The 19,739-nt window shown below is 55.6% G+C and carries 14 protein-coding genes; 8 read left to right on the top strand and 6 right to left on the bottom strand.

Features of this window, described 5'->3' with window-relative positions:
* Positions 1-636: 636 nt before the first annotated feature.
* The 4 genes from HNR65_RS07095 to HNR65_RS07080 all read left to right on the top strand — a co-directional run bounded on the left by HNR65_RS07095 (position 637) and on the right by HNR65_RS07080 (position 5,039).
* Positions 637-1,569, top strand: coding sequence for an adenosylmethionine decarboxylase (locus HNR65_RS07095; RefSeq protein WP_181550777.1), 933 nt, complete (start codon positions 637-639; stop codon positions 1,567-1,569).
* Between the two features lie 168 nt (positions 1,570-1,737).
* The gene (locus tag HNR65_RS07090) at positions 1,738-3,378 is read left to right on the top strand and encodes a BCCT family transporter (RefSeq protein WP_181550776.1); all 1,641 of its coding nucleotides are present in this window, start codon (positions 1,738-1,740) and stop codon (positions 3,376-3,378) included.
* A 28-nt stretch (positions 3,379-3,406) separates the two neighbouring features.
* The gene (locus HNR65_RS07085; protein ID WP_181550775.1) at positions 3,407-4,354 is read left to right on the top strand and encodes a glycine betaine ABC transporter substrate-binding protein; all 948 of its coding nucleotides are present in this window, start codon (positions 3,407-3,409) and stop codon (positions 4,352-4,354) included.
* Between the two features lie 7 nt (positions 4,355-4,361).
* Positions 4,362-5,039 (top strand): S1 family peptidase, encoded by a 678-nt coding sequence (locus HNR65_RS07080; RefSeq protein WP_181550774.1) that lies wholly within the window; start codon positions 4,362-4,364, stop codon positions 5,037-5,039.
* On the opposite strand, the gene HNR65_RS07075 is transcribed toward HNR65_RS07080, so the two are convergent.
* Complete coding sequence (locus HNR65_RS07075) at positions 5,032-6,057, bottom strand: J domain-containing protein (protein ID WP_181550773.1); 1,026 nt, start codon at positions 6,055-6,057, stop codon at positions 5,032-5,034. The two genes, HNR65_RS07080 and HNR65_RS07075, sit on opposite strands and share 8 nt — an antisense overlap.
* Before the next feature lie 50 nt (positions 6,058-6,107).
* Positions 6,108-6,698, bottom strand: a complete 591-nt coding sequence (locus HNR65_RS07070; RefSeq protein ID WP_181550772.1) for a hypothetical protein — start codon at positions 6,696-6,698, stop codon at positions 6,108-6,110.
* A 419-nt stretch (positions 6,699-7,117) separates the two neighbouring features.
* Between HNR65_RS07070 and HNR65_RS07065 the strand changes: the two genes are divergently transcribed.
* From HNR65_RS07065 to HNR65_RS07055, 3 genes are all read left to right on the top strand, one after another.
* On the top strand, positions 7,118-9,346 hold the full coding sequence (locus HNR65_RS07065; protein WP_181550771.1) for a molybdopterin-dependent oxidoreductase: 2,229 nt from the start codon (positions 7,118-7,120) through the stop codon (positions 9,344-9,346).
* Between the two features lie 162 nt (positions 9,347-9,508).
* Positions 9,509-10,069 carry a 4Fe-4S dicluster domain-containing protein gene (locus tag HNR65_RS07060; protein WP_181550770.1) on the top strand — a complete coding sequence of 187 codons (561 nt, stop codon included), beginning with the start codon at positions 9,509-9,511 and terminating at the stop codon, positions 10,067-10,069.
* A gap of 42 nt (positions 10,070-10,111) precedes the next feature.
* A complete protein-coding gene (locus HNR65_RS07055; protein WP_181550769.1) occupies positions 10,112-12,046 on the top strand; it encodes an oxidoreductase in 1,935 nt (644 codons plus the stop codon).
* A gap of 77 nt (positions 12,047-12,123) precedes the next feature.
* Here the strand turns inward: HNR65_RS07055 and HNR65_RS07050 are convergent, their stop codons facing one another.
* The 4 genes from HNR65_RS07050 to HNR65_RS07035 form a co-directional block, all read right to left on the bottom strand.
* The gene (locus HNR65_RS07050) at positions 12,124-13,326 is read right to left on the bottom strand and encodes a DEAD/DEAH box helicase (RefSeq protein WP_181550768.1); all 1,203 of its coding nucleotides are present in this window, start codon (positions 13,324-13,326) and stop codon (positions 12,124-12,126) included.
* 241 nt (positions 13,327-13,567) lie between these two features.
* The gene (locus HNR65_RS07045) at positions 13,568-13,768 is read right to left on the bottom strand and encodes a cold-shock protein (RefSeq protein WP_181550767.1); all 201 of its coding nucleotides are present in this window, start codon (positions 13,766-13,768) and stop codon (positions 13,568-13,570) included.
* A 187-nt stretch (positions 13,769-13,955) separates the two neighbouring features.
* Positions 13,956-16,025, bottom strand: coding sequence for a hybrid sensor histidine kinase/response regulator (locus tag HNR65_RS07040; RefSeq protein ID WP_181550766.1), 2,070 nt, complete (start codon positions 16,023-16,025; stop codon positions 13,956-13,958).
* The gene (locus HNR65_RS07035; RefSeq protein ID WP_181550765.1) at positions 15,985-16,626 is read right to left on the bottom strand and encodes an MEDS domain-containing protein; all 642 of its coding nucleotides are present in this window, start codon (positions 16,624-16,626) and stop codon (positions 15,985-15,987) included. Before HNR65_RS07035 ends, HNR65_RS07040 begins: the two co-directional genes overlap by 41 nt.
* Before the next feature lie 864 nt (positions 16,627-17,490).
* On the opposite strand from HNR65_RS07035, the gene HNR65_RS07030 reads away from it, so the two are divergent.
* Entirely contained in the window at positions 17,491-19,359 is a 1,869-nt protein-coding gene (locus tag HNR65_RS07030) for a DEAD/DEAH box helicase (protein WP_181550764.1), read from the top strand.
* The last annotated feature ends 380 nt before the right edge of the window (positions 19,360-19,739 follow it).

Genomic DNA, 19,739 nt, shown 5'->3' with positions numbered 1-19,739 from the left:
TTTTATCCCTGGGTCAACATCTTTTCTTTTACCTACCAGGAAGCGCAAACAAATTCAACATACAGGAAGAAAGCCCTGCGGCCGGGGCCGGTTTTTTTCGCTCCTGAGCCTTTTTGCGGATTCAGCCAATGCCTTCGCCGAAATTTCAAAAACTCGCGCGCAAGCGCCCTCAGACAGTTTGAAATTTTCCGGCTCCGGCATCGGCTGAATTTTCCCGCAAAAATTCTCAATGTCGCTTCAAAAACCCGCCCGCGCCCTTCGGGCTTCCTTGGCGACCCTCTCACAAATGCGATAACCCCTTAAAACACATTAGAAACACCCTTCCAGGACATCAGCCCTGCATTGATTCAACTTCAGAGGACCTCCTGGTAAAAAACAGTTGCCGGCAGATATTTCCAGTGCGTCTGGCATGTGGCGGGTCGGGGGTGGTTTGTTTGGCTGCATTGGCGCGGTTTCGGAGATTGACCGATCGCCGAAAGCACGCCGCAGACAAACAAATCACACCCGCCCCGACACATGCGAAAACCGCTCCGGATTTGGGATTTACCCGGCCGGGCAAAAATGATATTTAATATAGTTTGGAGGAGTTATTATAATTTCAGGAAAGCATCAACCCCGGAGATGAAGGATATGAACATGGAATTTGAAGGACCGGAGAAAAAACTGGAAATCATTCTGGCCGCCCCGGACCCGGAGCTGCGCAGCAACGCAGACGCCCGCTGGAACAAGGTGGTGGCCGCCAGCGGCGCTGAAATCGTCAGCGTGATTTCCGGGCCGGACATGGACGCCTATCTGCTTTCCGAATCCAGCCTGTTTGTCTGGGCCGACCGGGTGTTGATGATTACCTGCGGCAAAACCACCCTGGTAAAGGCGGTTCCGGAACTGGTGCGGGCCATTGACAAAGACCGCATCGCATTTTTCTTCTATGAGCGCAAAAACCTGATGTATCCCCAGTACCAGTCCGCGGACTTTGAATCAGACGTGGCCATGCTCGCCGATTTTTTCAAAGGCAAGAGCTACCGGCTGGGCCCGGCCAACCACGATCACGTGCACATTTTTTACGCATCTGCCCCGGAGCCGCCCACGGTGGCGGAAGACGACGAGGACGAAACCCTGGAGCTGCTCATGCACGACCTGGACCCGGACGTGCTAAAAGCCTTTATCCCAAAGCCCTGGGAAACGGCCGCAGACATCGAGGCACGCACCGGCATTGACCGGCTCTATCCGGACATGGAAACCGACCATTTCGTATTTGAACCCTACGGCTATTCCATGAACCGTATTTCCGGCCAGCACTATGCCACTATCCATGTCACGCCCGAAGAATCCGGCTCCTATGCCAGCTTTGAAACCAACGTGGCAGAGGCCGGTTACAGAAAAAAAATCGAGCAGATCATGGAGGTTTTCAAACCCGGCCGATTTACCCTGGTGTTTACCGAAGCCATATCCGACAGAGATCCCGGCGAGGGCAAGGTGCCGAAAAAAATTGCCGGCTATCGCCGCTCGGAAAAAAGCCTGTATGAATTTGACAGCGGATATGCGGTGTTGTTTTCCAATTTCCAGAAGTAACACCCGGAAAAGACCTGATTATGACGGCCGGAAAAATTTTGATAATCCCTTAAAAACCAATCAGATAGCGCCATCTGATTTGCAGTTTTTTCAGATACCGCTTATAATATTACTCATGATTTTCTTTGCCCATATTCCTTTTTACCGCAAACAAACAGAGGACGGGATATGACAGACAAACCAGAGAAGAAAGAAGCCCAAACCAACGCTGAAGCAGAAGAAGGCTGGTTTCATCTGGATATCCACCCCCAGGTCTTTTTTATCTCAGCGGCTCTTATTATTTTTTTCGTGGTGGCCACCATCTTTTTCCAGCAGTCCCTGGGCAACGTGTTTGAACAAATGCAAACGGGCATTTCCAAGTATGCCGGCTGGTTTTTCATCTGGACGGTCAACATCGTGCTCGTCTTCATCCTTGTGCTGCTGGCCGGGCGATTCGGCGACATCCGGCTGGGGGGCCCGGACGCCAGGCCGGAATTTTCCACCATGGGGTGGTTTGCCATGCTGTTTTCCGCGGGCATGGGCATCGGCCTGCTGTTTTACGGAGTGGCCGAGCCCATGTTCCACTACGCTGCCAACCCGCTTACCGAACCGGGCACCACCGAATCCGTACGAAAAGCCATGGACATCACGTTTCTGCACTGGGGCCTGCATCCCTGGGCCATCTATTCCCTGGTGGGCCTGTCGCTGGCCTTTTTCTCCTTTAACAAGGGGCTGCCCCTGTCGATCCGCACGGCATTCTACCCGCTTCTGGGAGAGCGCATATACGGCTGGCCCGGCAATGTCATCGATATCCTGGCCACAGTGGCCACTTTGTTTGGGGTGGCCACATCCCTGGGCCTGGGTGTGCAGCAGGTCAACGCCGGCCTGGACTACCTGCTGGGCATCGGCCAGTCAGCCAACATCCAGGTCATGCTGATTACCGGCATCACCGGCATGGCCACCTGGTCAGTGGTCAAGGGGCTGGACAAGGGGATCCGCCGGTTGTCCGAGATCAACATCGCCTTTGCAGGCCTGCTGGCCCTGTTTGTGCTCCTGGTGGGCCCCACCCTGTTTATCATGGATGCGCTGCTGGAAAACATCGGTTATTACCTCCAGCACCTGCCGCAGCTCAGCACCTGGAACGAAACCTATGAGCAGACCGAGTGGCAGCAGGGCTGGACCATTTTTTACTGGTCCTGGTGGATTGCCTGGTCGCCCTTTGTGGGCATGTTTATCGCCCGGGTCTCCCACGGCCGCACCATCCGGCAGTTTATCGCAGGTGTTTTGCTGGTGCCCGCCTTTATCACTTTTTTGTGGATCACCATTTTCGGCAACACGGCCCTGTTTATTGAAATGTTCGGCTCCGGCGGCATTTCCAGGGCCGTGCAGGACAACATCCCGGTTTCCATGTTTGTGATGCTGGAAAATTTTCCCCTGAGCACCGTCACATCAGCCCTGTCCATTGTGGTAATCATCACTTTTTTTGTCACCTCTTCGGACTCTGGCTCCATGGTCATCGACATTATCACCTCCGGGGGCAACCCCAACCCGCCGGTACTTTCCAGACTGTTCTGGGCCATTATGGAAGGCGCTGTGGCCGCAGCCCTGCTCATGGGCGGCGGCCTGGTGGCATTGCAGACCGCCGCCATCACCACCGGCCTGCCCTTTGCCGCGGTCCTTTTGGGCATGTGCGTAGCTCTCTACAAAGGGCTTTCCGATTATTCCGCCCCCCAGGAGTTTATCCTGGGGAAGCGGGAAGAAAAAAAAGAGTTTAAAATCAAAACCCGTCCACCGCTGGCCAAAACCTTTGGCCGGCGGCGGCTGTGGTAAATACCGGCTGAAAAAGGGGGAAACCGTCATGAAAAAGAACCTGACCACCGCCCGGTTAATCCTGTGCCTGGCCGCAGTAACGATATGCCTGGCTGCCATTTCCGGCGTGCAGGCGCAAACCCAAAACAAAACCCTTCGGCTGGCCCATACGGACTGGTCCTCATCGGTTGCCTCAGCCAACCTGATCAAAGCCGTGCTCGAGGAAAAACCAGGCATTTCCTGTAAACTGATGCCCATGGATGCAGAAAAAATGTGGCAGTCCGTGGCAGAAGGCCGTGCTGATGCCATGGCTTCAGCCTGGCTGCCCGACACCCATTCCATGTATTACAAGAAGTACAAAGACCAGGTGGTGGATCTGGGACCGAACCTGGAAGGCACCAAAATCGGCCTGGTGATCCCGAACATCACCGCAGGCCGGCTCACCGCCGGCACCGGAATCCGCAACAAGCCCTACATCCCCCTTGATTCCATTACCGGGCTAAAACAGCATGCGGATCAGTTCAACCGCCGCATCATCGGTATCGAGCCCGAGGCCGGGATCACGCATAAAGCCCGAAAAGCCATGGAAACATACGGACTTGAAGAATTCCGGCTCCAGGAAGGCAGCGAGGTGGCCATGATGGCCGAGCTTTCCCATGCGATCCAGCACCAGAAATGGATCGTATTTACGGGCTGGCTGCCCCACTGGAGCTTTGCCCGTTGGAACCTGAAGTTTCTCGATGACCCGGAAAACGTTTTCGGCGGTCCCGGATCCATCCACACAATGGTGCGAAAGGGGCTGAAAAAAGACATGCCCGAAGCATACCAAGTGCTGGACCGGTTTTTCTGGACCCCTGAACAGGTGGGTCAGCTCATGCTCTGGATCCAGGAGGACAACGGCCTGTTTCCCTTTGAAAAGGCCATGCGCTGGATGCGCACCCATCCCGAAGAAGTCGCCGACTGGATCAAACAGGAAAAACAGTCCCACAGGAGGTAGGCCAAAAATGCTTCAGGATATATATTTTCAGTACAAAAACGCCTGCATGATGCTGTTTCGCAGGGAAGGCGATCATGTGGCGTTCCGGGGATCGGCCTTTCTGGTGCACCCGGACGGCTACCTGCTGACCGCAGCCCATTTGATCACCGGGCAATATGAGCTCATGGTTGTGCCCATGGAGGAAACCGCGGGTTTTTGCCAGGCCCATATTGACACCGTAACACCCATGGGCGTGGAAATCCGGCAAATCAATCGGAAAAGGGATCTGGCCCTGCTGAAATTTACCCGGAAAATCGAAATTGCCATGCCCGATCACATCATGGGCACCCCCGAGGAAGTACCCGTGGGCAATATGGTGGCCAGCCTGGGCTTTCCCTTTGGCTTCTACGGCATCTACAACCAGGTGATCAAGCAGGCGGTCATTTCGGCCAAAATTTTATCCGGTAACGAAACCCAGCTGTTTTTGTTTGACTCCCTGGTTCATGACGGCCACCGGGGCGGGCCGTTGATCAGCCTGTCTGACGGCCGGATCATCGGGGTCATCGGCGGCCGGTTCTCGCCCCAGGACCTGATGCCCGATCACCTCAAAAGCACTGATACCCCGATTAAAACCGATATTTCCTATGCCGTTTCAACAGATCATGCAACGGCTCTCATGGAGGCTGAATCCATTGAAATTATCTGATACCGGAGCGCAACCGGGCCAGCAGGGTTTCAAAGGCGCGGTTTAAGCGGATAAAGCCTTCATGGTCCCCGCCGTGATCCGGGTGATGGCGCCGGGCCATGCGCCGGTACTGGCGGGTGAGGGTTTTGACCGTATAACCGGAAAACGCGTGCGCTGAAATGCCCATGACCGCAACCGCTTCATCTTTTTCCATGCGGTTTTTGGCAGGCGGGGCCTGAAATGTCCGGCGCCTGTCCATCCATTCCCGGATCCATTCTTCCAGGTAAGCGCCCTGGGAAAACTCGTTGTCAAAAAACCAGCACACGTACCGGATCAGATACTCATTTAATCCGTCGGTGCAGCCCAGATCCGCCCAGAACCCGGCATCCGCGTTTAAGCGGCAGACCGCTTCCAGAAAGCATTCATCCACCTGCTCCCGGGGAAGGGTTTCGGGATATCTGTGCGGCAGCTGCCCGGGAAAGGCGTCTGCCACATTGAAAATCACATATGGATAGATTTTCTTTTCCCTGGCGGTGAGGATGTTTTCTTTTTCCATGAAATACTGCTCGATCTCATCTCTGGACTTGTCCAGCAGGTCTCTGTAGATCTTGGCGGGCGCGGCCCGGATATGGGTCTGATCCATCGCGGCAAACCGCAGATAATGCATCCGGCGGCGGTCGAATATGTGAAAAGCGCCCTTTTCCGCCTGATTCACGCTTCTGCGCAGCTCCTGCTTTGCCCCGGCTGTCAGGTGATCATGGGAAAACGCCTGGATGACCCGCTGGGTTTCCGGGTCCAGAAAAGGGAAAAACACCCGCTCCAGCTCGTCGTTGTCCGGATCCACACCCAGCTCAAGGAGCCGGTCGCACAAATCTTCGTGCACGTAAAAAGCGCACCCGTCGTCCGGATATACCAGGTAGTCGGCCGGATTGCCGCCAAGGTCAAAAAGATGCCGGCTTTTGAGCGCACCCCGGCGCCCAACGCTTTGCCGCAGGAAATAACGGGTGCCCCTTCGGGTCCTTTTCTTTGCAATGTACATAGCGATAAAATGCGTCTGCTGTACGGATTTTGCAAAGCCCGGAAAGCAGATCAGGCTTCGGCCGGCTTGTTGTAGGCCAGAAGGGTTTTGCCGTTGTTTTCGGTTTCCGTAAACAGCCCGGCCTTGACCAGGGTGTCGACCACCTCGTTTAAAGTGCCCACATCCACGTCTTCAGTGGACATTCCGGAAAGAATGCCGATTACCTCCTGGCGGCTGCGGGCATTGCCGTCGCCAAACTCCTTTCGGATGGTGTCCTGAAGCCGGCTGGTTTCAAACTCCTGCTTATGACCCCCATTTTCGGCATAGGGGTATACAATCTGCCTGGCCAGCCTGCGCTGTTCCCGCGCCCTGGACTTTCTGCGGATCTGCATGCCGCGGAACAAAAACGCCGCGAAAAATATCAGAAACATGGCCCCGAACGCCTCGATCATGATGATAAAGGGCTGATGTTCATAGGCTGTTGCCATCAGGGCGGCGGCAGACCCCAGCAGACAGGCGGAAATGGCCAAAAAAAACGCCGCCCAGAAAAAGGCATGATCCGATTCCCGGATGGCCGATACCGGCAGCAGAATCACGCCCCGTTCCGCGGGTGCCAGCAGGTCCTCGGCCTGACGGATGTCAACAGACTTCTTGTATACCATTCTTGTCCTCCTTGCAGAAAAATTCGTTTGCCCTTTTCAGGTGGATGATTTGAAAAACCATGCTATCTTACAAAAATATCCGTATTCATCCAATGGTTATTTTTTGTTCAGGGTTAAAGGTTCAAGGCTCAAGGATAGATAACCGCTGAAACATTTTTTCTTTTTCTTTTAACCTTGATGTACTCGTAAAAAGTCGGTTTTTAGACGGCTTTGTAAAAAGTTCAAGATCAAGGCTTGCGCGATTTTGAAGAATGCAGCGTACTGAACCGTACGTGAAATTCTGAAAAATCGCGCGTAACGCAGATATTGGATTTTTTACGAAGCCGTCAACCTTGAAACTTGAAACTTGAACCGTGTATGGTATGGTCAAATAGCGTTTGCAAATCTTTGCCGGGATGCCAACTCAGAGGAGGGATTCAATGAACCATCAGAAAACCGTGAATCACCCGGACGGGCGCATTGTGCGTACCACGTCTGCTTATGACTGCGGCGGCCGCTGCCCCCTGCGGCTGCATGTCAAAGGCAATCAGATCCTGCGCGTGGAGGGCGATGACGCCCCTGAACCCAACCAACTCAGGACATGCCTGCGGTGCCGGGCATACAAACAGTACGTACATCATCCGGATCGGTTTTTATATCCCCAGAAGCGGGTTGGAAAGCGCGGGGAGGGAAAATTTGAACGCATTTCCTGGGATGAGGCCTATGACACATTTATCCGCCAGTTGGACCGGATCAAGGCCACTTACGGAAACAGCGCTATTTTGCTGGCCACCGGCGGCGGATACCTGGCAAGCCTTCATCAAGGCGGGCTTGCCGCATCCCGGCTGCTCAACCAGTACGGCGGCTATGTCACCCATTACGGCAACATCTCTTCTGAAGGCGCGGTCTGGGCCTCTCTGACCCAGTACGGATCCGTGATGGTGGGCCACAGCCGCGAAGACATGATGAATTCCAAACTCATCATTCTCTGGGGCTGGGACCCGGCGCGCATGATATCCGGCACCAACACCATGTATCACCTGATCCGGGCAAAGGAAAACGGCGCGAAAATCATTGCCATTGACCCGCGCTATCACGACACGGCAGCCACCCTGGCCCACCAGTGGATTCCGGTATATCCGGGCACCGACACCGCCGTAATGGCGGCCATGGCCCACGTGATGATCACGGAAAATCTCCACGACCAGCAATTTTTAAACACCTACACCGTAGGTTTTGACGCGTTTGCCGACTACGTGCTGGGAAGGCAGGACGGGGTGGAAAAAACCCCGGCCTGGGCCGCACAAATTTCCGGGGTGGATGCGGACACAATCCAGACCCTTGCCCGGGAGTACGCCACCACCAAACCCGCGGCCCTCATGGACTGCCAGGGCCCGGCCAGAAGCGCCATGGGTGAACAGTACAACCGGTGTGCATCCACCCTGTGTGCCATGACCGGCAATGTGGGCCGGCCCGGGGGAAGCGCCGGGGGCGGGCTTATGGGCATCCCCGTGGGCCACATGTTCCGCCAGTCCGCCATTCCGCCGGGTAAAAACCCGTTTGAGGCGGACGGGCCCAATGTCAAGGGCACCCTGGACATCCGCATGCGGGTGAAAAAGCGCATTCATATCAACACGCTCTGGGATGCGATCCTGGAAGGCACCAAAGGCGGGTATCCGTCTGAAATCAAGATGATGTGGTCCATGTGCAACAACTACGTCAACCAGATCGGAAACAGCAACAAGGCGGACAAAGCGTTAAAAGAGCTCGAATTCATCGCGGTCAGCGAGCTGTTTCCCACGGCAACGGCCCGGTACGCGGATATCATCTTTCCGGTGACCTCGGCTGCCGAACGAAACGATTTCACCCGGCCCTGGCCCTCGGGCCCCTATTTCACAGTGATCAACCAGGCCATCGAACCCCTTGGGGAGTGCAAGTCGGATCTGCAGATCGCCTCGGAACTGGCCGAACGCCTGGGCATTGAAGGCTTCAATCCCCACAGCGAGGAAGAGTGGCTCAAAATCCTTTTTGACAACAACCCGGAATACACCACCCATATTGACGACTACGAGGCTTTCCGCCAAAAGGGCATCCACAGAATCGACCTGCCCGAGCCCATTGTGGCTTTTCGCGACCAAATCAAAGATCCGCAAAACAATCCGTTTCCAACCCCGTCGGGCAAAATCGAGATCTTTTCCCGGCGCGCCGCAGACCTGGACAACCCGGCCTGCCCGGCCATTCCGAAATATCTGCCAACGGCCGAAGACCGTTTTGACCCCCTGGCCGAAAAATACCCTTTGCAGCTGCTCACTCCGCATCCCAGAAACCGGGTCCACTCGGAGCTCTACCTGGTGCCCTGGCTGCGGGAGGTTGAAGAGCACCGGGTGTGGATCAACTCCAAAGACGCCAATGCCCGGGGTATTTCAGACGGAGATCCGGTGCAGGTATTCAACGGCCGGGGCACGGTGGCCCTTCCCGCCTTTGTCACCGAGCGGATCATTCCCGGGGTTGTGGCCATATTCGAGGGAAGCTGGTACGACCCGGATGAAAACGGCGTGGACCGGGGCGCATGCGCCAACACCCTGACCCGGGACGCCTATTCCGGCGGCGGCGCCTGCGTGATGAACACCAGCCTTGTGGAGATAAAAAAGGTTCAAGGTTCAGCGTGATAGGATGTCGGGAAGATAAGCCCTGCGGCCGGGTTCAGTTTTTTCGCTCCTGACCGTTTACATTCGTAAACGCTCAATGTCGCTTCAAAAACCGACCCCGCCCTTGGGCTTCCTTGGAAATATATTTTGAGATAGCGCTATTTTTATAAGGAGAACATTAGGATGCAGATGGGATTTTACTTTGATCAGAGCCGGTGCACGGGTTGCTGCGCCTGCCAGGTGGCGTGCAAGGACTGGCACGACGTGCCGGCCGGAGACGAGAAATGGATGCGGGTACTGTATTCGGAAAAAGGCCGGTTTCCAAACGTGTTTGTGGCCTACCTGGCTTCTGCCTGCTGGCATTGCGCCGCCCCGATATGCGCGGATGCCTGCCCGGCTGATGCCATATCCAAAAGGGAGAATGACGGCATTGTGCTCGTGGATCCGGAAAAATGCCTGGGAAAAGACGATTGCGGGGCAAAATGCCTGAAAGCCTGTCCCTATGATGCCCCCCAGTTCGGCCCGGAAGAAAACGCACGCATGCACAAGTGCAACTTCTGCGAAGACCGGCTGGCTGAAAACAAGGTGCCCAACTGCGTGGAGGCCTGCCCGGTGCGGGCATTAGACGCCGGACCCATGGAGGAGCTGGAAACAAAATACGGGACCGGCCGCACGGCCGAAGCCTTCACCTGGTCCAAACGCACCCGGCCGTCTGTCATCCTGAAAGCCAAATCCGCAGAATAACCACTAACCAAATAAGGGTACGCCCGGCAGGAAAGGAAAAAAATGTCTGATTTAAACGCGTTGTTTTCACCCATTGTCATCAACAACACCGAAATTCCCAACCGTGCGGTGCTGCCGCCCATGGGCACCGGTCTTTGCGAAAAAGGCGGTCAGGTCAATGACGCGCTGCTGGCCTATCTCCGGCGCCAGGCCCGGGGCGGAGCCGGTCTTTTGATCTCTGAGATCACGGCCGTGCATCCCACGGGCATGGTCAGCCCCAGACAGGTGGCGGCCTGGGATGATCAATTTATCCCCGGGCTTTCCCAGATGGCCGAAGCCATGAAATCAAACAACGGCAAAGCCGCCATGCAGCTGCATCACGCAGGCCGGGAAAGCCTGTACATGATCAAAAAACAAACCGCCATGGGCCCATCTGCGGTGCCCAGCCTCGTCTACGGCCAGGCCCCCAGGGAAATGACCCGGGATGATATTGCAGAGATCGTCTCCGCCTTCGGCGCTGCCGCAGCCCGGGCGCAGAAGGCCGGATTTGACGCCGTGGAAATCCACGGGGCCCACGGATACCTGCTCACCCAGTTTTTGTCCGCCATTTCCAACCAGCGCACGGACGAATACGGTGGCAGTTTTGCCAGCCGCGCCAGGTTTGTCACAGAGGTGGCCGCGGCAGTGAGAGAAAACGTGGGAAAAGATTTTCCCGTGATTTTGCGCATCTCGGCTGAGGAATACATCAAGGGCGGCTATACAGTGGAAGATGTTCTTGGGATTTTGCCGGATTTAAAGCAAGCCGGAGTGGATGTCATCCATGCCTCCATCGGCACCCACGGCAGCCCGGCCGGGGTCACCAGCGCACCGCCGGCCTTTGACGTGGGATTCAACGTCAGCCGGGCCCGGCAGATCAAAGACGCCTCAGGCCTGCCCGTGATTGCCGTGGGCCGGTTTAACGACCCGAGGCCGGCAGACAAGGTGATTGCCGACAAGGATGCGGATTTGGTGGCATTCGGCCGACAGCAGCTCTGTGATCCGGATTTTCTGGAAAAAGCCCGGCAGAACCGGTATGCCGATATCCGAAAGTGCATTGCCTGCAACCAGGGCTGTATTGAACGGGAAATGTTTGAGGGCAAATCCGTGCGCTGCGCCATCAACCCGGAAACCGGCCAGGAGCTTGTCTGCCCGCAGCAGCCCGCAGCAGATCCCAAAACCGTCTGGATCGTAGGCGCCGGCCCGGCCGGGCTGATTGCCGCATCCGAGGCCAGGCGTCTGGGCCACGACGTGCGCCTGTTTGAAAAAGAACCCGAAGCGGGCGGCAACATCCTCTATGCCTGCAAGGCACCGCACAAGGAAATCTATCTTGACTGGATAAAATGGCAGGCCGGCCAGGTGGAAAAGGCCGGGGTAAAAATTGAAACCAATACCTGTGTCACCGCGGACATGATCGCAGATGCCAAACCCGACCAGGTGATCCTGGCCCTGGGCGGCGAGAAAATTATCCCGAAAATTTCCGGCCATGACCTGCCCCACGTATTTGACGCCTGGCAGATCCTGGGAGAAACCCAAGCCCCGGGCAAAAACGCCCTGGTCATCGGCGGGGGGTTAATCGGCATGGAAACCGCCTGCTTTCTGGCCGCAAGGGGGGCTTCGGTGACCCTGGCCGAGCAGATGGAATCCTCGCCCGTGCCCAAGTTCACCTCCCACGGCTACAGCCTGCACAAGTACCTGAAGGAAAAACAGTGCGTGATGCGCTTTGGCGCCGCAGTGGAGAAAATCACGGAAAACAAGGTGGTGCTGAAAACAAAGGACCAGTCCGAGGAAGTCCCCGGCTTTGACCAGGTGGTGCTGGCAGTGGGGATGAAGCCCAGAAACGGCCTTGCCCCGGCCCTTGAAAAAGCCGGCATTGCCCACACGGTGGTGGGCGATGCCCTGGAGGTACGCCGCATCATGGAAGCCGTGGAAGAAGGCGCTGCTGCCGTGTGGCAGCTTTAAGAAGCCGCCACAGCGGCACTGGCGTGCTGTCGCCCAAAGTCAGAAGGCCGTCCGGCGGGCCGGAAATTTGCGGGTTTTTATCGGGACTTGTGAAAACCCGATCCCGGCCTGCGGGTTTGCTTTTGGGGCTTTGAAGGGGTTTTCGCGCCCGGGGCGGAAACAGCGTAGTCAAAATCCGCAAATGTGCGGCGCTCAATCAGCGATCCCACAACCCGGTCAATGGATTTGAGGACCTGGCGGTCTTCGTTTGTGACCAGGTTAAAGGCGCTTCCCGTGTGCTCTGCCCGACCGGTTCGGCCGATGCGATGGATGTAGGCCTCTGCGGTGGCCGGAACATCATAATTGACCACATGGGAAACCCCGGAAACATCGATTCCGCGGGAGGCGATATCGGTTGCCACCAGGATCTGATACTTACCGGACTTAAAACCGTTTAAGGCGGCCTGGCGGCGGTTTTGGGACAAATTGCCCTGCAGGGAGGCCGCCCCGTAGCCGGCACGCTCAAGGGCTTCACTCAGGCGCTTGGCCCGGTGCTTGGTCCGGGTAAAAATCAGAACCGATGCAATCCGGGTGTCCTTTAGAATCTTTAACAGCAAAGACGTCTTTTGGTTCTGGGATACCGGAAAATGGGTATGGCTGACCGTGTCTGCGGCCGCGGGCTCGCCCACCTGCACAAAAGCGGGTTTATGGAGCACCTCGTCTGCCAGAAGCCGGATCTCTTTTCGCATGGTGGCTGAAAACATCAGCGACTGCCTGCCCCGGGGAATCTTTTTCAAAATTCTCCGGATATCCGGGATAAAGCCCATGTCCAGCATCTGGTCGGCCTCATCGAGAACCAGGGTCTCAAGGCCGGAAAAATCCATGTTGCCGCGGTTGATGTGATCAATTAAACGGCCCGGGCAGGCCACCACAATGTCCACACCCTTTTTCAGGGCCTGGATCTGGGGGCCGATGGCCGCACCACCGTATAGGGTCAGGCTTTTCAAACCGGTCCGGCGGCCCAGGGTTTGGATATCCTGGTGGATCTGTTCGGCCAGCTCGCGCGTGGGTGCAAGGATCAGGGCCCGGTTTTTTCTGTTTTTGCTCTGGAGCAGTCGGTGCAGAAGCGGCAGCACGTATGCAGCGGTCTTGCCGGTGCCGGTCTGGGCCAGGCCGATTAAATCCTGCCCCTGCATTACCCGGCCGATGGTCTGGACCTGCACGGGCGTGGGTGCGGTGAATCCGGCTGTGCGGATTGCCGCCTCTATTCTGGAATCGAGTTGAAACTCTTTAAAATCCAATAGTTGGTCTTCCTTATGATTCAATAAATAAATGATTGTTTCTGATTCTGGCAGGAAAAGGCTGCTCGACTTGAATCGCAGGTTTTCTGATTCAACTATTGAAGGGAAAAACTTGCAAAGGCAAAAATCGGGGGGCCTGTGGCCACATGAAAAAGGCAGGATGCCCGGTGGCCGGTTTCCGCAAAGAATGGTGAAGTAAAAAGGGCATCCCCCTTTGCGGGAGATGCCCTTTGTCAGGCAATTATTCCTCGGTTACATTGACTGCAGCCGGGCCTTTTTGTCCCTGCTCAATATCAAAGGTAACGTTGCTGCCTTCTTTGAGACTTTTAAAGCCGGTTGAGTTGATCCCGGTGTGATGGACGAAGACGTCCGGACCGTTTTCCTGCTCAATGAAACCAAAACCTTTTTGGTCGTTAAACCACTTTACTGTTCCGTTGGCCATAATGATATCCTCCTTTCTGTGAGATGCTCAAAATTTTTACACTGGAGGATGTCACCGTAGAACGGAAAATCTGTTCCTTCAGGGAAAAATCGCTTTGCCAATTGTGCAAAGCCGTGTTGAATTAAATTAAAGTAACACACCCTGGCAGAAAAGCAAGCTTTTTTTTAAAAGATTCAAAAAAACCAACTCAATTGCCTGAAACAGAAAGCACATCACAGACAGCTTCGGCCAGCTGCTGCATCTGGACGGGTTTTTCCAGATAACGGGCAATACCAAGGGATGCGGCTGTTTGATCGGAAATCTGGCTGTTGTAGCCGGTGCACAGAATAATTTTCATCTCCGGCCGGATTTCCAGTATTTTTTCGGCAAGGCGGTCGCCGGTGATGCCGGGCATGGTCATATCCGTGATCACCAGTTCAAACCGATACGGATGGGATGAAAACATCTCAAGGGCGGCTTTGGGGTTGGTATGGCCGCTGACCCGATATCCGAGCTTTTCCAGTCGCTGTTGGTTTAAACTGACAATCATGGGCTCATCATCGATCAAAAGGATACGCCCCTGGCCCCGGGGCACATCACCGGCCTGAACCGAAACAGCATCCGCATTTTTTTCTGCAGCCGGCAGCAAAATCTCAAATTCACATCCCTGCCCCGGCTGACTGCGGACCCGGATGCTTCCGCCGTGGCTTTTGACAATTCCGTGCACCACCGAAAGGCCCAAGCCCGTGCCCTTGTCCACGTCCTTGGTGGTAAAATAAGGGTCAAAAATCCGCTCCAGGCTTTTGGCGGCAATCCCGTGGCCGGTGTCTTTGACCGCAAGCTGAAAAAAGCGCCCTGCTTCCATGTCCGGATCCAGGGCCGCATTCTCATCATTGAGCTGCGCCGCCGCCAGGCCCACAGTCAAAACGCCGCCGGACCTGGCCATGGCGTCTGCCGCATTTCCGCACAAATTGATCAGCACCTGGTGGATCTGGGTGGGATCGGCCAAAACAACCGCCGGCTGCTCTGGCAGGCGGGTGCGGATTTCAATGTTGGCGGCGATCACCGGGCGAAGCAGTTTCAGGGCCTCACCCACAAGCATGCAAAGATCAACCGCCTGTTTTTCCTCACGGGTCTTGCGGCTGAAGGTCAGCAACTGGCGCACAACGTCTTTGGCCCGTACCCCGGCGGTCTGGATCTCATTGACATACCGCCGGGCCTGGTGGTTTTCTGCAAGCTCGGCTGCAGCCAGCTCGGCATTGCCAATGATGATGCTCAGCACATTGTTGAAATCATGGGCAACACCGCCTGACAGGGTTCCGATGGACTCCATTTTCTGGGCCTGGCGAATCTGGCCCTCAAGGCGTCTTTTTTCCCTCCGGGCAAGGACCCGGCCGGTGACATCCCGGCCGATGCCGCTGATAAAAGGGGTGTCGTTTTCCGGGCGCACCAGTTCGCTGCGGTACTCAATATAAATCGTGCTGCCGTCTTTGGCCAAATAGGGGGTGATGCCTTCGTAACTGCCCTTTTCGAAAATGGCCTTTAAATATTCGCTTTTAAATCGCTCCCGGTGCTCAGGGAGCATGAAATCAGATATCGGCCGGCCCAGCAGTTCTTCGGCCCTGTAGCCGAACAACCGGTTCAGGGCGGGGTTGGCGGAAATCAGCCGGCCTTCGAGATCCTGGGTGTAGACCAGGTCGCTGATGGAATTAAACAGGTCGCGAAATCGCTGCTCTGAACGGGCAAGCGCTTGGGTGCGCTCTTTTACCTTTTTTTCCAGATCCGATTTGTGCTGCCAAAGCATCTGCTGCTGGCTGTGGTTTTCAAGCACAAGGGCGGCAAGATTCATAGTGTTTTCAATATAGGGGACATAAGAAAAAAACATTTCCTCATCTGCAGGCGCACAGAAAAAAATGCCGTAAACCGCCAGGGCGGTTTCAATGGGCAGGCATTGAACACCATGGCTGTTCTTAAACCCGTTCAGCAGGGTTTTGCGGCCCGCTCCCTGCCCGGCTCCGCCTGTGAGCTGTTCAAACAGCCGCCGGCAGTGCTGCTGCTCCGGGCCGGGCAAACCGTTTTCCCAGTGGAGACGGCCGTCTATAAAAATGCCCGAAATTTCCATGCCCGGCACACGGGAAAACCCCCGGCACAAAAAACGCGCCATTTCAGCACCTTTCCCCATCAGGTGCAGGGTGCTCTGGATCAAAATGATCCGGCCGAGAATTTCCGGGTCCGGACTAGGCATGGTCCATAGTGTTTTGGCTGCGGTATTTTTCAAGAAACCGTTCCGGCTCCATGAAGCCGGGATTTTTCACAAGCTGTCCGCGAACGATCATCAACGGATGGATGGTGAGCATATCCATGATCACTGCCGGATCAAATCTGGAAGCATCATACTGGCAGACCGTGGTCAGGGGATGATTTTGCAAAACCCGGTTAAGTCTTGCCTCATACACCAGGAGATCCTCCAGATGGGCCCGGTTCTCCTCCAGGGCCCATGACATTTCCCCGATTCCCCGGGCCCCGGCATATCCCTGATCCATGGCGCTTTGATAATACCGGGCAACCACGCCGAGCATGAACTCGGCGGAAAAATAGGCATCCGGACAGCATGCGTAATGACCCGGGTAAAGGTCGAAATCGTTTATCCGGGCATCGGTGTCCACGCCCAGCTCCTGCAGTTCCTTTACCATTTCCGCTGAGGAAATATCATCGACCATGTAAAGCAGCCTGTCGTTTTCCGCCAGTCCCTGCCGGAAAAAACGGGCCATGGTCTTTTTGCGTTCCGCGTCATCGCGGTACACGTAGATAATATGGCGGCCTTCGTCAAAGGGCTCATCTGCGACCCCCAGTGAAACCTTGCGCGTTTTTTTGACCATTGCCCCTCCCCTTTTTGCCGGTTTGTCCCCGGAAAGCCCGAAAATTTCACAAAATTTCCGGACCTCTACATCTTTTGACATTCTTTGTCACGGAAGTCAAGAAAGGACACCCCCGATCTTTTTTTACAAAAATCCGCAGCTTTTTCTTGCCATAAGGATTTGGGCAGTGTATACGGGGTTTGACAAAAAATGCCTGCTTTTACCACCCCCTGTCCTTTGATCCTGTCGGTTTGCCCCGGAAAATCAAGAGCCCGGGCTGTTTAAAAAAGCCAGGTTAGACGGTTTCGTGCTGCTGTAAATGCTTAGCGTTATAATTTTCGCATGATGCCGCCCCGGTGGCGGGTTGCTCCCTGCTGACCGCCTGCGCGCTCAATGCGACTCGCAAACCACCCCCCGGCCGGCATCATGGCCGGCGGTGTGGAAAGCTTCCCGCCCGGGATGCGGTCCGGAAAAACGCTTCCAGATGATAAAACAGGTGTTTTTCATGCCCGGTCCCGTGGGTTGGCCAGGGGAAAACACTTCCAGGCAGACCCGGCGGCCGGGGTCGGTTTTTGAAGCGACATTGGATTTTTACGAAAAACATTCAGACAGCTTGAAACTCACAGGCCGGATTTTTAAAATTTTGAGCAAAGGCATATGGCAGAACCGTAAAAAGGCAGGAGCAAAAAAACCGACCCCGGCTGCCGGGTCTGCCTCCTGACAAGTATCAAGCCGTATAAAAGTCTTTGGATACTGCAAGGCTTGACGGCTTCGTAAAAAATCCCAAAACCGATATAACCGCCAACCCATAAAAAAATAACTTCTTGATCATACTCAACACTTAACCACTTAAAACTTAAAACTACCTACAAAAGAGAACACATCATGTCAAAAAACAATGAAACCGTCGAACCGGCGGATTTTGCCGAACTCAATCTGCCCGCGCCCCTGCTCCGGGCGGTAACAGATGCCGGCTATGAAGTGCCCACCCCCATCCAGGCATCCACCATACCGCCCATGATGGCACAAAAAGACGTCATCGGCCAGGCCCAGACCGGCACGGGCAAGACCGCGGCCTTTGCCCTGCCGATTTTATCCGGTATTGATCTTTCAAGCCCCCGGGTCCAGGTGCTGGTGCTCACCCCCACCCGGGAACTGGCCATCCAGGTATCCGAGTCCTTTCACCAGTATGCCGCCCACTTAAAGGATTTCCGGGTGCTGCCCATTTACGGGGGCCAGGATTACGGCGGCCAGCTTCGGCGGCTCAAGCAAGGCGTGCACGTGGTGGTGGGTACCCCGGGCCGGGTCATGGACCACATGCGCAGAAAGTCTTTGAAACTCGATGCCATCACCACCCTGGTCCTGGATGAGGCAGATGAAATGCTGCGCATGGGATTTATTGATGATGTGGAATGGATCCTGGACCAGACGCCTTCAGAGCGCCAGATCGCCCTGTTTTCCGCCACCATGCCCTCGGCCATCCGCAAGATCGCCCAAAAGCACATGCACAGCCCCGAGCAGATCACCATCAAGTCCCGGACCATGACAGTTTCGGCCACCCGGCAGCGCTACTGGATCGTTGGGGAAAAAAACAAGCTCGACGCCCTGACCCGGATCCTGGAGGCCGAAGCTCTGGACGGAGTGATCATTTTTGTGCGCACCCGTACCGCCACCCTGGAGCTGGCCCGGCGTCTGGAAGCCCGGGGGTATTTGTGCGCGGCATTAAACGGCGAGATTTCCCAGAACATGCGCGAGCAGACCATCAACCGGCTCAAGGCCGGAAAACTCGACATTCTGGTGGCCACGGACGTGGCTGCCCGGGGCCTGGACGTGGAGCGCATCAGCCACGTGATCAACTATGATGTGCCTTATGACCCGGAAGCTTACGTGCACCGCATCGGCCGCACCGGCCGGGCGGGCAGAAGCGGGGAGGCCATCGTGTTTGTCACCCCTAGGGAGCGGCGCATGCTGCGGGCCATTGAAAACGTCACCCGGCAGAAAATCGAGCTGCTGGAGCTGCCCACCTCGGAGATGATCAATGACCAGCGCATTGCCAAATTCAAGCAGTCCATCACCGACACCCTGGGCACAAACGATCTTTCCTTTTTCAGGGATCTGGTGGACCAGTACCGCCAGGAGCACGACGTGCCCGCAGCAGACATTGCCGCGGCCCTGGCCAAGATGGTGCAGGGCCAGACCCCCCTGCTTTTGCCCAAAGCCCCGGAGCCGCCCAAAAAGCCGGCTTTTGAAAAACCCGCGGCCAAAACCCGGGCTGTTGGGCCGGACAAAAAACCGCGCGCGGCAGCAAAGGATGAAAAAACCGAGCGCTACCGCATCGAGGTCGGCCTTCGCCACGGGGTCAAGCCCGGCAACATCGTGGGCGCCATTGCCAATGAAACCGGCCTGGACGCCAAATCCATCGGCAAAATCGATATCCACGACGAGTTTTCCCTCTTGGACCTGCCCGCGCAAATGCCCGGTGATGTGTTCCGGCATTTGCAGACCGTGTACGTGGCCGGCCGGCCCCTGAAGCTTTCAAGGGATACAGGAAAGCCCGAACAAACCAAGTCCCGGGGCGAATACAAAACCACCCCAACCACCCCCGGGGTGAGAAGAATCCCCGGCGGCGGAAAACCCAAAGGCAAATGGGCGGATCGCGAAAAGCCCGGCGCAGGAAAACCCTTTGGCAAAAAAGACGACAGAAAAAAGGGTCGTGCAAAGGACGGGAAAAAGAAAAGTTATTTTGGGAAATAATTCGGGAAATCCCCGGAAGCGTTGACTGCCGCCATAAAACATAAAAAAACATAAAAGGCTTTTCACAGCGTCCGACCTTTGTCAGGAAGGAAGTCCAGGGGCGGGGTCGGTTTTTTCGCTCCTGACCGTTTACGGATTCAGCCAATGCCTCCGCTGAAATTTCAAAAACTCGGCCTGTCGGCCTCAAACAGTTTGAAATTTCATTGCTTCGGCATTTACTGAATTTTTCCGTAAACGCTCAATGTCGCTTACAAACTGACCCCGCCCCTGGACTTCCTTGCGACCAAATTGGATCTGAAGACAAAATGAATAAAAAAAAGCCGGGGCAACCGCCCCGGCTTTTTTGGTTTTTAAGACTATCTTGCTATGTCGGCAATGGA

The sequence above is a fragment of the Desulfosalsimonas propionicica genome, from assembly GCF_013761005.1.
Classification (GTDB): Bacteria; Desulfobacterota; Desulfobacteria; order Desulfobacterales; family Desulfosalsimonadaceae; genus Desulfosalsimonas; species Desulfosalsimonas propionicica.
The sequence above is the reverse complement of the archived record's forward strand: the minus strand, read 5'-3'. Positions and strand labels throughout refer to the sequence as shown.